This window comes from Streptomyces sp. NPDC021212 (assembly GCF_044332925.1).
Lineage (GTDB): Bacteria > Actinomycetota > Actinomycetes > Streptomycetales > Streptomycetaceae > Streptomyces.
Map to the genome: position 1 here is coordinate 207,086 of NZ_JBIRPZ010000004.1, position 15,525 is coordinate 222,610.

11 protein-coding genes and 2 tRNA genes are annotated in these 15,525 nt (G+C 72.5%); 3 read left to right on the forward strand and 10 right to left on the reverse strand.

Annotated elements, in window-relative coordinates; genetic code table 11:
• Positions 1–91: 91 nt before the first annotated feature.
• Both ACH4SI_RS12385 and ACH4SI_RS12390 read right to left on the reverse strand, forming a co-directional pair.
• Positions 92–164 (reverse strand) — tRNA-Arg (locus ACH4SI_RS12385).
• Positions 165–436: 272 nt separating this feature from the next.
• A tRNA-Ser gene (locus tag ACH4SI_RS12390) sits at positions 437–527 on the reverse strand.
• A 218-nt stretch (positions 528–745) separates the two neighbouring features.
• On the opposite strand from ACH4SI_RS12390, the gene ACH4SI_RS12395 reads away from it, so the two are divergent.
• Together ACH4SI_RS12395 and ACH4SI_RS12400 are read left to right on the forward strand one after the other, a co-directional pair.
• Entirely contained in the window at positions 746–1,195 is a 450-nt protein-coding gene (locus ACH4SI_RS12395) for an SSI family serine proteinase inhibitor (RefSeq protein WP_398295636.1), read from the forward strand.
• Positions 1,196–1,407: 212 nt separating this feature from the next.
• Positions 1,408–5,787, forward strand: coding sequence for a PAS domain-containing protein (locus ACH4SI_RS12400; protein WP_398295637.1), 4,380 nt, complete (start codon positions 1,408–1,410; stop codon positions 5,785–5,787).
• 66 nt (positions 5,788–5,853) lie between these two features.
• Here ACH4SI_RS12400 and ACH4SI_RS12405 read toward each other — a convergent pair whose 3' ends face one another.
• From ACH4SI_RS12405 to ACH4SI_RS12440, 8 genes are all read right to left on the reverse strand, one after another.
• Positions 5,854–7,506, reverse strand: a complete 1,653-nt coding sequence (locus ACH4SI_RS12405) for a long-chain fatty acid--CoA ligase (protein WP_398295639.1) — start codon at positions 7,504–7,506, stop codon at positions 5,854–5,856.
• A 152-nt stretch (positions 7,507–7,658) separates the two neighbouring features.
• A complete protein-coding gene (locus ACH4SI_RS12410; RefSeq protein ID WP_398295640.1) occupies positions 7,659–8,195 on the reverse strand; it encodes a SigE family RNA polymerase sigma factor in 537 nt (178 codons plus the stop codon).
• A gap of 179 nt (positions 8,196–8,374) precedes the next feature.
• Positions 8,375–9,223, reverse strand: a complete 849-nt coding sequence (locus tag ACH4SI_RS12415; RefSeq protein ID WP_398295641.1) for a DUF1906 domain-containing protein — start codon at positions 9,221–9,223, stop codon at positions 8,375–8,377.
• A gap of 53 nt (positions 9,224–9,276) precedes the next feature.
• Positions 9,277–10,443 (reverse strand): lipid-transfer protein, encoded by a 1,167-nt coding sequence (locus tag ACH4SI_RS12420; RefSeq protein ID WP_398295642.1) that lies wholly within the window; start codon positions 10,441–10,443, stop codon positions 9,277–9,279.
• Positions 10,440–10,883, reverse strand: coding sequence for a MaoC family dehydratase (locus tag ACH4SI_RS12425; RefSeq protein ID WP_398295643.1), 444 nt, complete (start codon positions 10,881–10,883; stop codon positions 10,440–10,442). The genes ACH4SI_RS12420 and ACH4SI_RS12425 overlap by 4 nt, the downstream gene beginning before the upstream one ends.
• The gene (locus tag ACH4SI_RS12430; protein WP_398295644.1) at positions 10,880–11,998 is read right to left on the reverse strand and encodes an acyl-CoA dehydrogenase family protein; all 1,119 of its coding nucleotides are present in this window, start codon (positions 11,996–11,998) and stop codon (positions 10,880–10,882) included. Before ACH4SI_RS12430 ends, ACH4SI_RS12425 begins: the two co-directional genes overlap by 4 nt.
• Positions 11,998–12,981 (reverse strand): bifunctional MaoC family dehydratase N-terminal/OB-fold nucleic acid binding domain-containing protein, encoded by a 984-nt coding sequence (locus ACH4SI_RS12435; protein ID WP_398295645.1) that lies wholly within the window; start codon positions 12,979–12,981, stop codon positions 11,998–12,000. The genes ACH4SI_RS12430 and ACH4SI_RS12435 overlap by 1 nt, the downstream gene beginning before the upstream one ends.
• Entirely contained in the window at positions 12,978–14,213 is a 1,236-nt protein-coding gene (locus tag ACH4SI_RS12440; RefSeq protein WP_398295646.1) for an acyl-CoA dehydrogenase family protein, read from the reverse strand. The genes ACH4SI_RS12435 and ACH4SI_RS12440 overlap by 4 nt, the downstream gene beginning before the upstream one ends.
• Before the next feature lie 419 nt (positions 14,214–14,632).
• Between ACH4SI_RS12440 and ACH4SI_RS12445 the strand changes: the two genes are divergently transcribed.
• The gene (locus ACH4SI_RS12445; protein WP_398295647.1) at positions 14,633–15,523 is read left to right on the forward strand and encodes a bifunctional DNA primase/polymerase; all 891 of its coding nucleotides are present in this window, start codon (positions 14,633–14,635) and stop codon (positions 15,521–15,523) included.
• Positions 15,524–15,525: the final 2 nt, after the last annotated feature.

Sequence of the window (15,525 nt, forward strand, 5' to 3'; positions counted from 1 at the left end):
TCCCGCCCGCCCGGCGGCTGATGTCAGTTTGGATGTCAACGCACATGCAAGAGGCCCCTTCCAACGAGTGGAAGGGGCCTCTGAGCTGCTGCGCGCTCGGCAGGATTCGAACCTGCAACCTCTTGATCCGTAGTCAAGTGCTCTATCCGTTAAGCTACGAGCGCTTGGCTTCCCGGCGGTTTTTCTTGCCGGTCGGCGTTGCGGGGACAACATTACATGACCTGCGCCGTCACGCGAAATCCGTTTCCCTCACCCACTCTGACCTGCGCAAATACCTGTTTTGAGGTCGGCGAGACCCGCCACCGCAGCGGGGGAGGAGGCCCGGCCGGCGACGGCTCGGGAGCACTTCGGCGGGGTGACGCTGCGGAGGGGGTTCGTCACTCGGAGGGCGTACGCGCGAGAGCCCCGGTCGCGATCGACCGGGGCTCTCGAGAAGCGGAGGCTGAGGGATTTGAACCCTCGATGGGCTTTAGGGCCCAAACCGCATTAGCAGTGCGGCGCCATAGACCAGACTAGGCGAAGCCTCCAGCACACCGTGTCGCGCGAGCGCGATGTGGTGTGTGCAGATGATGTCACAGCCCAGCGGGATGTCACCAATCGCGGCCTACGGTACTCGGCAGGCGGGCGGGACCGCAAAGCTCTTTGGGGGCGTAATGCCCGGATGGCGGCGCAACGCCCGCGGCGGAGGCGCGTTAGCAGGGGCAGGGGCAGCGTGCCCCGGTCCGATCACACCAGGAGTACTGACATGCCCCTGCTGCATCGCCTCGCCGTCACCACCGCCGCCGCCGTCGCCGCCACCGTGGCCGCGCTGAGCCCCGCGGGGGCCACGCCGCTGCCGCTGCCGGTGTCGTACGACGGGGAGAGCTCCGACCGTCTCGTCATCAGGGTGAGCGAGACGGGCCGGTACTTCGACGCCGTGCGGTACGTACTGGCGTGCCATCCCACCGGCGGTACGCACCCCCGGGCCCGGGCCGCCTGCCGGCAGCTGGAGGAGCAGACCGTGTGGGGGCGGGATCCGTTCGCGCCGGTGCCGCCCGGGGCGATGTGCACGGGGCAGTACGGCGGGGAGGCCACGGCGACGGTGCGGGGGCACTGGGCGGGTCGTCCCGTCAATGCTCGCTTCACGCGAACGAACGGATGTGAAATCGCCCGATGGAATCGTTTCTCGATCGTTTTGCGTCTGCCTGGGAGCTGACCTGGGGATTGGGCCGGGAGTGTGCGGCACAGGGGCCCGCGAGGTTTGTCCGGGCGTGCGCCGAGACGTGCAGGTCGTGCTGCGACCTCCCTCTCATCTACCGCCGCGCCCGCCCTTGGTGCCCGTAGACTCCCCTGAGACACTCCACGGACGGGCGGCACAATGACCGCGGGTGTCAGCAAGGTGCGGTAAGTCAGGGAGGAAGCGTCGTCGTGAGCAGCAGGCCATCCCGAGGCGCTGCTCGCCTCGCAGCGATACTCGACGCACTTCCCGACGCGCTGGTGTTGGTCAACTGCAACGGCACGATCGTCAACGCCAACCACATCGCGCTGGAGTTCTTCGAGGCGCCGGGCACCGCGCTCGTGGGCCGTGGTCTGCTCGATCTTCTCCCCTCCTTCGATCCCAATCGGATCCCCGGGTCCATGCGCAGGCCCGAGGACGCGGAACGGGCCACCGGCACCAAGCCGACCCGGATGATCGCGCGGCGCACCGACGGGGCCCAGATCCCCGTGGAGGTGACCAGCGCGAACGTGGAGGACGGGCGGACTCCGTACGCGGATCAGTACAGCTATACGGGCGATGAGCTGCTGATGCTCATCGTGAGGGACCTGACCGGGACGCTCGACACCGAGGCCGAACTCGCCCGCCAGCAGCGCCAGACCGAGATGATTCTGCGCGCGGCCGCGGAGGGCGTGGTCGGCGTGGACACCGAGGGCAAGGTGGTCCTCGTCAACCCGTCCGCGGCACAGATCCTCGGCTTCCGGGCCAGTGACCTGGGCGGTCAGGAGCTTCACTCTCTTGTACACCACTCGCGCCCGGATGGTTCCCCCTTCCCGTACGAGGAGTCCCCGCTCGCCGACACCCTGCGCTCCGGCCGCAAGCACCGCGTGCGCGGCCAGGTGCTGTGGGCCAAGGACGGGAGCCCGGTACCGGTCGACCTGACGACCGCGCCCGTACGGGACGGCGAGCAACTCGTCGGCGCCGTCATGACCTTCACCGACCGGCGCGCCGAGGAAGCCCTCGCCTCGACGCACGCCGAGGAGGTGGAGAGCCTCACGGCGCAGCACGGCAAGGAGCTGGAGGAGCTTCGCGACGAGCACGCGAAGGCGCTGGAGGAGCTACAGGCACAGCTCGACCGGGAGCGGCAGACGTACGCGGAGCGGCTGGACGCCCTCGCCGCCCGCAACGGCCAGCTGCTCGCGGTGCTCGACCAGTCGCTGCGCGGTCCGCTCCTGGAGCTGCGCCGCGAACTCGGCGTCCTGGCCGACGACCCGGCCGGGCAGCTGTGGCCCGAGGCCAACCAGATCCTGCACCACCTGGCCGCCGGGTACACCCGGATGACCACGCTCGTCGACAACGTCCTGAGCTATCAGCGGCTCGACGCGGACGGCGAGGAGCTGGTCCGGCGCGCGGTCTCGATGGAGGAGGTCGTGGCGGCCGGTGTGGAGGGCGCGGTCGAGCTGATCGGCCCGGGGCGTGCGCAGTTCGCCGTGCACGCCCCGCCGATCGAGGCCGAAGTGGACGCGCAGCGGGTGGCCCAGGCGCTCGCCCATCTGATCGCGGACGTGGCGGGGGTCGACTCGACCGGCAAGGCGGCCTCGGGCGGGGGCGGCGCGTCCGGGGACTCGACGATCGTGGTCGCGGCGGCGCAGCGCGGCAACGTCGTACGGTTCGAGGTTCGCGGGCCGTACGCGGGCGGCGACCCGGTGCACGAGCCGATCGTGCGCGGGATCGTGCGCCGGCACGGTGGTGTGCTGCAGACGCATGAGATGCCGGGCATGGGCGGGCACGCCTATGTCCTGGAGGTGCCGATCTCGGCGGCGGCCGCGGACGCCGCGGACCAGGAGCGCGCGAAGGCCGACGCCAAGGCGGCGTCCGGGGGCGCGGACGGTACGCACGGTACGCAGGGACAGGGCACCCCCGGCGGCGGAACCGGCGCGGACGCGGGCACCTCGGGCGGCGGCGCGGACGGCGATACGCAGGACGATCCGCAGGTCGCTTCGGGGGCGGACACGAGCGGTGCGCAGAACCGTTCCGCACCCCCCGCACTCCCCGCGGCGGCCGGTACCGATCAGCAGCAGGACCAGCCGCGGCCGACCGGGCGGCGCCGGGGGCGCCCGCGCCCCGACGAGGACCCGTCGGCGGCGGCCACCGACGGTACGGACGGCCAGGGCGCCGGTGCCGGTGCGCACGGTGCGCAGCCGGTCGGCCCCGCGGCGATGGGCGTCGTACCGCCGCAGGGCATGGCCCCTCAGCCCCAGCCCCCGGCCGCGGGTGGTCGGCGGCGCGGCTCCCCGGCCCAGGAGGCCGGCGGTCCGTACCCGCCCCAGCAGGGCGCCCAGGGCGGAGGCGGCCGTTCCCCCTTCGCGCTGCCTCCGGCGGCGGCGGACGCGAACGGTCCCGCCGGGGGCGGTCCGGGCTCGGCCGGTCCGGGCGAGTCCGCCATGCCCGCGCTCCCCGCGGTCCGTACCCCGGAACAGCAGCAGCCCGCCTGGGGCGACGCCGCCCAGGACTCCGCCGAGGGCGATCAGGCGGGCCAGCCCAGCGGCCGCCGCCGCGCCCGGCGGCCCCTGACCGAGACGCCGAACCGGTCGGTGCCCGAGCAGCCCCAGGCACAGCCTCAGGCCCAGACGCAACGCCAGGCACAGCCGCAATCGCAGCCCGCGGGGGAAGCCGGCGCCGCGCGGTCTCCGTTCGCGCTGCCGCCCGCGGCGGCCGACCGGGCCCAGCCCGGTGCGCTGCCGCCCGAGCTGGGCCCGGCGGGGCCCGCTGGGCTGGTCCCCGCGCAGCACGGCGGCCGGGACCCGCGCGTCGGCGCCGCTCCGCAGGCGCAGGCCCAGCCGCAGGGCGGTGGCCTGGCCGTACGGGGCGAGCCCGTGCCCCCGGGCGGCACCGCGCGCAACGGAAGCTGGCCGTCAGGTCCCGCTCAGGCTCCGCAGCAGGCCCCGCAGGCACCGGCCCAGCAGGGCCGGCCCCAAGGGCAGGGTGGGCCGCAGGCCCCGCGTCCGGGCACGGCCGGACCAGGTGCCGGGCCAGGCGCAGGGCCGGGCGCCGGAGCGGGTGAGTCCGCCATGCCCGCGCTCCCCGCGGCCCGCGCCCCCGAACAGCAGCAGCCCGCCTGGGGCGAGGCGCCGCAGGACTCCCTCGGCGGCCAGCAGGCGGCCCAGCCCACCGGGCGGCGCCGCGCCCGGCGTCCCCTCTCCGAGGAGCAGCCGGAGTCCGCGCCCGGGGCGCAGCCCCCTGCGCAGCAGCTGCCTCCCGAGGTCCCGCGCAACGCGCCGCCCCAGGGCCCACCTCAGAACGCGCGCCAGAACCCGCATCAGAACGCCCCCCAGACGCCCCAGGCTCCCCAAAACGCGCCCCAAAGCCCCCCGCAGGACGCCCCGCACGGAGCCCCGCACGGCGCGGACACCACCCAGGGGCGCGCGTTCAGCGTGCGCACGCTGGGCCAAGGGGTGCCGTTCGCGCAGCAGGTCAGCGAACACCAACGCACTCCCCAGCCACAGCAGCCCCAGACGCCCTCCGGCGGTACGGCCACCTCCGGGTCCGGCAGGCGGCGCAAGCTGGCCGCCCGGCCCGACATGGCGGAGCAGAACACCTCGGCGGAGCTGGAACCCGCGGCCGGCCGCGCCCACCCCCAGTCCCCGGCGCAGGCCCCTGGCCAGGCCGGGCCTCCGCCCGGAGCACAGCCGCGCACCCAGCCCGGCCCGGGGCCGCAGCCGCCCCGCCCGGCGTCGCCGCAGAGTTCGGGGCGCGCCTTCGCGATCGGCGCGCCGGACGAGGGAGCGGAGGGGCCGGAGCCGCTGGACGGGCCCAATGGGGCCATCGAGATCGTCGACGACCGCACCCCGCCGCCCGACGACGAACTGCCCCCGGAGCCGCTGGACAACCCGCGCCGCCTCCTGGTGTGGCCCGCGCCGGACATGTCCACGCAGCAGGCGCTGAGCGACCGCGGCTACCGCCCGGTGATCGTGAACTCCCGTGACGAGGTGGACGCGCAGATCGCCGCGTACCCGGCTGCGCTGTTCGTCGACCCGCTGACCGGGCCGATCACCCGGACGGCGCTGCAGTCGCTGCGGATGGCAGCGGTCGCCGCCGAGGTGCCGGTGCTGGTGACAGCGGGGCTCGGCCAAGCGACGCGGGAGGCGGCGTACGGGGCCGACCCGGCCGTCCTGCTCAAGGCGCTCGCCCCGCGCGACAGCGAACAGCATCCGCCGCGCGTCCTGCTGATCGAGGAACACGAGCCGATCGCGGGGGCGCTGACGGCGGCCCTGGAGCGGCGCGGCATGCAGGTCGCACGGGCCGCGACGGACGCGGACGCGGTGGCGCTCGCGGGACGTATGCGGCCGAACCTGGTGGTGATGGACCTGATGCAGGTACGCCGCCGCCGGGCCGGGATCGTCGACTGGCTGCGCGGCAACGGGCTGCTCAACCGCACCCCGCTGGTCGTCTACACCTCCGCGGACATCGACCCGGCGAACCTGTCGCGGCTCAGTTCGGGTGAGACGGTGCTGTTCCTCGCGGAGCGCTCGACGAGCGCGGAGGTGCAGGCCCGGATCGTCGACCTGCTGGCGAAGATCGGCAACAACTGAGGGCCCGGCCCCGAGGGGAATCGGCGCCGACCGAGGCGAATCGGCGCCGGCCCAGGGCAACGGCCCTCAGTCGAGCGTGGTCACGTCCAGCTCCCCGTCCGCGTACCGCTTCCGGATGACCTTCTTGTCGAACTTCCCCACGCTCGTCTTCGGCACCTCCGGGATCAGGGCCCAGCGCTCCGGCAGCTGCCAGCGCGCGACCCGCTCGGCGAGGAACTCCCGCAGCCCCGCGTAGTCCACGGTGGCGCCCTCCTTCAGCACCACCGTGGCGAGCGGGCGCTCGTCCCACTTCTCGTCGGGCACCGCCACCACCGCCGCCTCGGCGACCTCCGGATGGCCCATCAGGTGGTTCTCCAGCTCGACCGACGAGATCCATTCGCCGCCCGACTTGATGACGTCCTTCGCCCGGTCGGTCAGGGTCAGATAGCCGTCCGGGGAAATCGTGCCGACGTCGCCGGTCTTGAGCCAGCCGTCCTCGGTGAACTTGTCCTCCGGCCGCATGGGCTCGCCCGCCGCCCCTCCGTAGTACGCGTAGGCGATCCACGGTCCGCGCACCTCCAGTTCGCCGACTGCGACCCCGTCCGCGGGCAAGACCGCACCGTCGGGCGCGATCAGCCGGTACTCCACGGAGGCCGGGAACCGGCCCTGCGTCACCCGGTACGGCCACTCCTCCTCCGCCGTGAGACCGGCGGGCGGGTGGGCCATGGACCCGAGCGGTGACAGCTCCGTCATGCCCCACGCGTGCACGACCCGGATGCCATGCCGCTCCTCGAACGCCTTGATCAGGGACGGTGGACAGGCCGACCCACCGATGTAGACGTGGGCAAGGCTCGATACGTCCCGTGGCGTGGTGTCGAGTTCGGCGAGCAGTCCCTGCCAGATGGTGGGGACGGCGGCGGCGAGGGTGGGCCGGGCGGCCTCGATCATGTCGGCGAGCGGCGCGGGCTGCAGGAAGCGGTCGGGCATCACCATCGAGGCGCCCACCATGAAGGCGGCGTGCGGGGTGCCCCACGCGTTCGCGTGGAACATCGGCACTACGGGCAGCAGGGTGTCCTTCGCGGACATGCCGAATGACTCGGCGCTGTTGACCTGCATCGAGTGCAGATAGATGGAGCGATGGCTGTAGGCCACGCCCTTGGGGTCTCCGGTCGTTCCGGAGGTGTAGCACAGGGCCGCGGCCTGGCGCTCGTCGGTCACCGGCCAGGGAAAGCGCTCGGGGCGGCCCTCGATCAGTTCCTCGTACTCGTGGACACTGGCCCGGCAGCCGTCCAGCACGGAACGGTCGCCCGGCCCGGCGACGACGATGTGCTCCACGGAACCCAGCTCGGGCAGCAGCGGGGCGAGGAGCGGCAGCAGCGAACCATTCACCACGATCACGCGGTCGGCGGCGTGGTTGACGATCCAGGTCAGCTGCCCGGTGGGCATCCGGAGATTGAGCGTGTGCAGCACGGCGCCCATGGAGGGGACCGCGAGATACGCCTCCAGGTGCTCGCAGTTGTTCCAAAGGAGCGTACCCACGGTCTGCCCCTGTTCGACGCCCAGCTCGTCGCGCAGCGCGTTCGCCAGCCGGGTGGCGCGCAGGCCCACATCGTGGAAGCTACGGCGCTGCGGCTCACCCCCACCGGTCCAGGTGACCACCTGAGCCGTGCCGTGGGCCAGCGCTCCGTGCTCGAGGATCCGGGTCACGGTCAGCGGTACGTCCTGCATCGTGCTGAGCACCGTGGCCTCCAGGGTTTTACGGTTACGCGCGGGTAGTCCGCCGATTGTGCAAGCGACCGGCCGGTATGTCACTACCCAGCTTGGTCCCGGGGACCCCCCTTCGCCCTGGAACGCCTCGCCCCGGAGCCCTTTCCCTCTCGGACCGCTCGCCGTCAGGCCGCAGCCGCGCGGCACAGCTCCGGGTCCTCGCGGAGCTTGACGAGGGCGCGTGAGACGGCGCTCTTGACCGTGCCGATGGACACCCCGAGGACCTCCGCCGTCTGAGCCTCGCTCAGGTCCTCGTAATACCTGAGGACGACCATGGCCCGCTGACGGCCCGGCAGCCGCAGCACCGCGCGCCACATCATGTCGCGCAGGACCTGCTGCTCGGCAGGGTCGGGGGCGGGAACCGGGTCCGGCTCGGGCAGCTCCTCGCAGACGAACTCGTCGACCTTGCGCTTGCGCCACTGGGAGGTCCGCGTGTTGACCAGCGCCCGGCGCACATAGCCGTCCAGCGCCTTGTGGTCCTCGATCCGCTCCCACGCGATGTATGTCTTGGCCAGCGCGGTCTGCAGCAGATCCTCGGCGTCACAGACGTTGGGCGTCAGCGAGCGGGCGGTGCGCAGCAGCATCGGCTCCCGCGCCCGTACGTACGAGGTGAACGACGGGAACGCGGCGGGGGAAGCCCCTGGGCACACGGTCGTGGTCATGCCCCCAACGCTAGGGAGCGAGCGCTCACCGCGGATCGGCCACAAGTGCCGAAGCCGAATCAACCTGAGGTTGTAGGGGTAGGGCTGCCAACACCTCCTGGGGATGGAGAGGAGAGGACTTCCGTCAGGGTTGTGCCGGAGAGGGTCCCCCCCTGCGACGGCCTACGACGGCCGACGGCTCAGCTGATGATCGCGACCGGCGCGTCCACCTTGTTGCGGTCGATCCGCATCGTCCGGCCGCCGTGCTTCTCGTTCACATTGCCCACGTACTGATGGATGCGGCGGTGCGGTTGCCAGGCCCTGGTGGCCAGGACCGGCTCACCGGCCAGCATCGCCTTCCCGTTCCAGCGCGCGAACCACATCACGGAGGGAAGATCACGGAACCCCGCCTTCCGGGAGCTCTCCAGATGGCGCACCCCGGACTCGGCGCTGCTGTAGAAACCGGGGAAGAAGCCGTGCGACCGCACCTCGCGGTTCCAGCCCCGGATGAAGGAGAGCGTGGTGGCCGCGCAGCTCGCCTTCCCCTGGTCGTACGCCTCCATGTCCAGGTAGAGCGCGCTGCGCTTCTTCATCGCCAGCGCCTTCGCGCGGGCCACCGCCTCCTTCCCCTCCTCGCGCCCCTGGGCCCAGGGCGTGCTGCCGATGGCGACATGCCTCTTGTTCTTGTTGCGGACGCAGGGGGACTGGGACCCCACGAAGATGGGCAGCACACGCCACCCCATGCTCTTCACGCCGCGCATCCAGGAGACGCTGAGGTTGGGCTGGCTGGGGCAGGCCCGGCCGCGACCCGCGTAGTAGACGCCGACGGCGCGGTACCGGGAGACGTTCCACGCACGCAGGGCGGCGAGCGAGGGGGCGTGGCAGGTGTCGAAGCCCCAGCCCTGGAAGACCTTGGCGCCCAGGGGCCGCGGGTCGGGGAGGACTTCCGCCGAGGCGGAGGCGGGGCCGGTGATCGCTGTGACCAGCACCGCGACCAGACTGGCAGCCCAGCCCATGAACATCCATCTGCTCTTCTTTCCTCGGTTCATATGAGGAGTCAATGTGGACAGCGGAGGGTCGGTGCCGCAGACACGCGCGTGGTTCAGCCGTCTGCGCCGAGGAGGAGCCCGGATGTCGGTACTCCGGTGCCTGCGGTGACCAGCGCACGGGCGGCGTGCGGCACCTGGTTGACGGCGGTGCCGCGTATCTGGCGGACGGCCTCCGCTATCCCGTTCATCCCGTGCAGATAGGCCTCGCCGAGCTGACCGCCGTGGGTGTTGAGCGGCAGGGCGCCCTCGGCGACGAAGCCGGCCGCCTCTCCCCGCTCGCAGAAGCCGAACTCCTCCAGCTGCATCAGCACGAAGGGCGTGAAGTGGTCATAGAGGATGGCCACATCGACGTCGGCGGGGCTCAGCCCGCTGCCGCCCCACAACTGCCGCGCTACCACGCCCATCTCCGGTAGCCCCGAGAGATCGTCCCGGTAGAAGCTCGTCATCTGCTCCTGCGCCCGGCCCGAGCCCTGCGCCGCCGTCGTGATCACGACGGGCGGGCGCGGGAGGTCACGGGCCCGCTCGACGCTGGTGACCACGATCGCCTGGCCGCCGTCCGTCTCCTGACAGCAGTCGAGCAGCCGCAGCGGCTCCACGATCCAGCGGGAGGCGGCATGATCGGCCAGGGTGATCGGCTTGCCGTGGAAATACGCGGCCGGGTTGGTGGCGGCATGGCGGCGGTCGACGACGGCCACCTGACCGAAGACCTCGGGCGTCAGACCGTAGGTGTGCAGATAGCGCTGCGCGGCCATGGCGACCCAGGAGGCGGGGGTCAGCAGACCGAAGGGCAGCGACCAGCCGAGCGCCGCCCCCTCGGCCGACGGCTCGCGGTGCTGCACCCCGGATCCGAAGCGGCGGCCGGAGCGCTCGTTGAACGCGCGGTAGCAGACGACGACCTCCGCGACCCCGGTGGCGACGGCGAGCGCGGCCTGCTGCACGGTGGCGCAGGCGGCACCCCCGCCGTAGTGCACCCGTGAGAAGAACGTCAGCTCACCGATGCCGCACGCCTGGGCCACGGTGATCTCGGGGCTGGTGTCCATGGTGAACGTGACCAGCCCGTCGACCTCGGCCGGGGCGATCCCCGCATCGTCCAGCGCCGCCCGGACGGCCTCGGCCGCGAGCTTCAGCTCGCTGCGACCGGAGTCCTTGGAGAACTCGGTGGCGCCTATGCCCACGATGGCCGCCCGCCCCCCGAGCCGGTCCGGCCGGCGGGCGCTCATCGGGCCGCTCCGGTCGGGGAGCCGGTGCTTGTGCCTGTGCCCGTGCCTGTGGGCAGCTCCACCGTGACCGTGCCGGTCACATGGCGGCCTATGGCGTTCGTCCCGGTCACCGCGACCTCCGCCGTGCCGTCGGCCACCGAGCTGATCTCTCCGGTCAACACCATCTCGTCCCCGGGGTAGTTGGGGGCACCGAGCCGGATGGCGACCTTCCGAAGACGGGCCCGCGGCCCGAAGTGATCGGTGATATACCGCCCGACCAGGCCATTGGTGGTCAGGATGTTCATGAAGATGTCCGGAGAGCCCTTCTCCCGGGCCGCCTCGGCATCGTGGTGCACATCCTGGTAGTCCCGCGAGGCGAGGGCGCCGGAGACGATGAGCGTCCGGGTGATCGGGATACGCAGCGGGGGCAGCGCCTCGCCTGCACGGATCGTGACCGTCATGCGGCCGCCTCCTCGGTGAGCAGGGTGCCCAGCTCGGCCAGCAGGGCGAGGGCGGGGCCCAGATACGCGTCCAACTGCCGCCCCCACAGGAAGTGCCGGTGCACCGGATGCTCCACATCGGCGCCGATGCCGCCATGCAGATGCTGCCCCGCATGGACGACCCGTCTGCCCGCCTCACAGGCCCACCAGGCGGTGGTGAGCGCATGGGTGGCCGCCGACAGCCGCTGGTCGAAGCGCCAAGCCGCCTCATAGGCGGTCACCCGGATCGCCTCGGTGTCCATATGGGCATCCGCGGTGCGCAGCAGCACGCCCTGTTGGGCGGAGAGCGGGCGCCCGAACTGCTCGCGGACGGAGGTGTGGTGGACCACCCGCGCCACCGAACCCTGGCAGACGCCCGCCTGCACCCCGGCGAAGGCGGTACGGGCCCTACCGAGCACATCGGCCCAGGCGCCGTCGCCCCCGAGCGGCTCGGCTGGTGCGCCGTGGAGCGTCAGCCTTCCCGCCGCCCAGGGCGCGGTGGTCTCGACGGGTTCGGTCCGGACGGGCGCACCGGAGGCATGCGTGGCACCAGTAGCGGTCGGGGCAGGGGTGGCTGGGGCAGAGGTGGACGGGGCCTCGATCAGGAAGCAGCGTGTGTGCCCCTCCTCCGTGAGCGCCGGGACCAGCACATGAGTCGCGGCCCGCAGCCAGGGGACCACCGGGAACGTGCCGGTCAGCACCCATCCGGCGGCGGTACGGCGGGCCGAGGCCGCCGGGCGGGAGCCAGACCGGTATGCGGCCGTCGCCACCGCCGTACCGTCCCGGAGGGCGGGCAGCAGCCGCGCGCACTGCTCCGCCGTGCCGTGGACGGCCACCGGCAGCAGGCCATACGCGCAGCTCGCCGCGAGCGGCACCTGGGCGGTCACCCGGCCCTGCTCCTCCAGCAGCAGCACCAGACCGACCAGGCCGATCTCCTCCACGGCGGCGGGCAGCCCTGCCGCGCAGAGCGCCTTCCACAGCTCGCCGTCGATACCGGTGCCGAGAGCCGACAGCCGCTCGTGGGTGGACAGATCGCCGAAGATCTCCGCCGCCAGATCCCGGGCGGCCTGCTGCTCGGGGGTGGGCGTGAAGTCCATCAGGCCACCGCCCCTCGGAAGACGGGCAGCTCCAGCTCGTCGTCGGCCCGCAGGAACTCCAGCTCGACCGGCATCCCGATGCGCACCTTGTCGTACGGAACCCCCGTGATATTGCTGACGATGCGGACGCCCTCGGCCAACTCGATCAGGCCCACGGCATACGGCGGATCGAAGGCCGGGAAGGGTGGATGGTGCATGACCACATAGCTGAACACCGTGCCCGCACCGGAGGCCGCGACCGTGTCCCACTCCGGCGAACCGCAGCCGCCGCACCCCGGCAGCCAGGGGAAGCGGAGGGTGCCGCACCCGGTGCAGCGCTGGATGAGCAGCTGGTGGGCGGCGACTCCCTCCCAGAACCCCGCGTTGTCCCGGTTGATGACGGGACGCGGACGCTTCGCCCTCGGCTCCTGCGCCTGCGCCTGCTCCGGATTCCGCTCCGGCTCCTGCGCCTGCGCCTGCTTCTGCCTCGGCGTCTGCCGCACCGGCGCGTACTTGAGAATGCGGAAGCGATGCGTCCCGACCAGCTCACCGCCCGCCCGGATGTCCATCCGCGTGGTGACGAAGTGTCCCGTGCCCAGCTTGGTCGTCTTGCGCGGTGACACCGACTCGATCATCGCGTCGAAGGTGATCCGGTCCCCCGGGCGCAGCGGCCGCGCATACTCCTGCTCGCAGTCCGTGGCGACGACCGAGGTGCAGCCCGCCTCGTCGAGCAGCGCCAGCAGCTCGTCGTACGCCTCCGACCGGGCCGAGCCGCCGGGGTGCCCGCCGAGCCCGCCCATCGTCCACGCCTGGAGCATCGTCGGCGGTGCGATGCCCGGATAGGCGGGGTTGGTGTCGCCCATCGCCTCGCACCAGTGCCTGATCATGGGCTCGTTGACCGGGTCCCTGCCCTCGCCGCCGCTCGCCGCCACTCGGCCCTCGTACGCCCTCAGCCTCTCGTACAGCTCCTCCGGCTCGGCGCTCATCGCCGCCTCAGCGGTCATCGCCGCCCCCGCCGCATGCCGAGCCGCATCGTCGCCACAATCTCCCTCTGCACCTCACTCGCCCCGCCCCCAAAGGTGTTGATCTGCGCGGCCCTGTTCATCCGCTCCAGCTCGCCGTCCCCGAACGCCCCCGGCGACCCCGACCGGATCAGCCCCGCCTCTCCCGCGATTTCCTGACATAGGGAGTACACCGCCACCGCGCTTTCGGTTCCCGCGAACTTGACGCCACTCGCGTCGCCCGGGCTCAGCGTCCCCGCCCCCACGTCCCCGACCAGCCGCCAGTTGAGCAGCCGGGTCGCCGCCAGCCGGGCGTGCGCCTCCGCCAGCCGGGCCCGTACCCAGTCCTGGTCGGCGAGCCGGGCCCCGGTGTCCGGATCGGGGGTACGGGCGTGGGCGAGGACGGCGTCGTAGAAGTCCTCGGCCTGCATGCCGATGGCGGCGAGCGCGACCCGCTCGTGGTTGAGCTGAGTCGTGATCAGCCCCCAGCCGCCGTTCTCCTCGCCCACGAGGTGGGAGGCCGGGACGCGGACCGCGTCGTAGTGGGTCGCGGTCGTGGTCAGGCCCGCGACCGTCTCGATCGGCGTCCAGGAGAAGCCGTGGGCGTCGGTCGGCACCAGGATGATCGAGATGCCCTTGTGCTTGGGCGCCGCCGGGTCGGTGCGGCAGGCGAGCCAGATCCAGTCGGCGTTCTGCGCGTTGCTGGTGAAGGTCTTGGCGCCGTCGATCCGCCACGATTCGGTGCCCGCGCCATCAGGATCGGCACTGGTGCCGAACCCGGTCCGGCACCCCTCTTTCGCCCCGTTCACCTCGCGCACGGCCTTCGTGCGCAGCGAGGCGAGGTCGGTGCCGGCCTCCGGTTCCGAGTAGCCGATGGCGAAGACGATCTCACCGCTGAGGATGCGCGGCAGGAAGAACCGCTTCTGCGCCTCGGTGCCGTACCGCATCAGGGTCGGGCCGACCGTGTTGAGCGTGACCATGGAGACCGGTGCGCCCGCCCGGTACGCCTCGTCGAAGAAGACGAACTGCTCGTCGGGGCCGCGCCCTTGGCCGCCGTACTCGACAGGCCAGCCGAGTCCGAGCAGCCCATCGGCGCCGATCCGCCGCAAGAGGCGCCGCTGCCCTGCTGGGTCGCCCGGCAGGGACGCACGGGTCTCAGGAGTGATCAGCTCGCGAAAGTAGGCGCGGAGTTCCTCGCGCAGCTGCCGCTGGCGGGGCGTGGGGGCGAGGTGCATGAGCAGCGGACTCCCCTGGGCTCGACGGTGTCGTACGACCGCACGGGAAAGCTTTCTGACTATCCGTCAGATAAATTGATGCTGTCAAGAACTGACCAAACACTGCCCGAACACGACCGCGCGGCGGCACCGAAGCGCCGCCGCGTGACCGTAAACGACCTCACCCGTCCCGTTTCCCTCAATGAATCACCACTACTCACTCGTGCCGGTCATGCGCGAACACTTGCCATGACGGAAGTTGCCCACCACACGGCAGACGAACCGCACCGAACGACGTATTACCACGCAAGCATGATGAACTCCGTTCAAACCTTCGACGCACCCGCACACCCCCGAGCACCCCGACGCGCCGCCGCGAGCGCCGACCCGACGGGCAGGCCCCCTTCCTCTTATCGGACACTTGTCCGAAAATGGAAGACATGGCGAACACTCCACTCGCCCATGCCCTTGCCGCCGCGGCCCATGGCTTCCGCGTGATCCCGCTGACCCGCGCGAAGCTGCCCGCCGTACGCTCCCCTCACCACCACGACCCCGTGCCCCTGCCCTGCCGCGGCGCCTGCGGGCGGCTCGGCCACGGGGTCCACGACGCGTCCGCCGACCCGGAGGCGATCCGGGCGCTGTTCGCCGCCGCCCCCTGGGCCACCGGCTACGGCATCGCCTGCGGCCGCGCCCCGCACCATCTCGTCGGCCTCGATCTCGACCTCAAGCACGAACCGCGCGTCGACGGCGCCGCCGCACTCGCGCGGCTGGCCCGCCGGCACGCCTTCACGGTCCCCCGTACCGTCACCGTGCTCACCCCCGGCGGCGGGCGCCACCTGTGGCTGTGCGGGCCGCCCGGGCTCACCGTCCCCAACTCCGCAGGCCGGATCGCCCCCGGCATCGACATCCGCGGGACGGGCGGCTATCTCGTCGGCCCCGGCTCGGCCACGTCACGCGGCCGCTACCGCCTGGCGCCCGGCTCCCCCGCCTGGCGCCCCGCGCCCGCACCACCCGCGCTCCTCGGCCTGCTGCAACCCTCGGTGCGTACGCCGCCGGCCCACCCGAGCGGCGGCGGAACGGCCGGGCGCGACGCCGCCCTCGTACGGTTCGTCCGCGAATCCCAGGAAGGGCGGCGCAACGACCGGCTGTTCTGGGCCGCCTGCCGGGCGTACGAGACGGGCGCGGGGCCCGAACTGGCCCCGGCCCTCGTCGAAGCCGCGCTCCATACCGGCCTGACCCGGCGCGAGGCGGAGGCCACGGTCGCCTCGGCGGCCCGCAGCGCCACCGGCACCACCGGCACCACCGGCCGCACCATGCCGCCGGTCGCATGACC

What these genes read in the sequence shown, in the direction of transcription:
- ACH4SI_RS12430 (WP_398295644.1), bottom strand. Translation starts at nt 11,998, where the DNA reads ATGGACTTCACGCCCACCCCCGAGCAGCAGGCCGCCCGGGATCTGGCG.
- ACH4SI_RS12395 (WP_398295636.1), top strand. Translation starts at nt 746, where the DNA reads ATGCCCCTGCTGCATCGCCTCGCCGTCACCACCGCCGCCGCCGTCGCC.
- ACH4SI_RS12410 (WP_398295640.1), bottom strand. Translation starts at nt 8,195, where the DNA reads ATGACCACGACCGTGTGCCCAGGGGCTTCCCCCGCCGCGTTCCCGTCG.
- ACH4SI_RS12435 (WP_398295645.1), bottom strand. Translation starts at nt 12,981, where the DNA reads ATGACCGCTGAGGCGGCGATGAGCGCCGAGCCGGAGGAGCTGTACGAG.
- ACH4SI_RS12420 (WP_398295642.1), bottom strand. Translation starts at nt 10,443, where the DNA reads ATGAGCGCCCGCCGGCCGGACCGGCTCGGGGGGCGGGCGGCCATCGTG.
- ACH4SI_RS12445 (WP_398295647.1), top strand. Translation starts at nt 14,633, where the DNA reads ATGGCGAACACTCCACTCGCCCATGCCCTTGCCGCCGCGGCCCATGGC.
- ACH4SI_RS12415 (WP_398295641.1), bottom strand. Translation starts at nt 9,223, where the DNA reads ATGAACCGAGGAAAGAAGAGCAGATGGATGTTCATGGGCTGGGCTGCC.
- ACH4SI_RS12425 (WP_398295643.1), bottom strand. Translation starts at nt 10,883, where the DNA reads ATGACGGTCACGATCCGTGCAGGCGAGGCGCTGCCCCCGCTGCGTATC.
- ACH4SI_RS12440 (WP_398295646.1), bottom strand. Translation starts at nt 14,213, where the DNA reads ATGCACCTCGCCCCCACGCCCCGCCAGCGGCAGCTGCGCGAGGAACTC.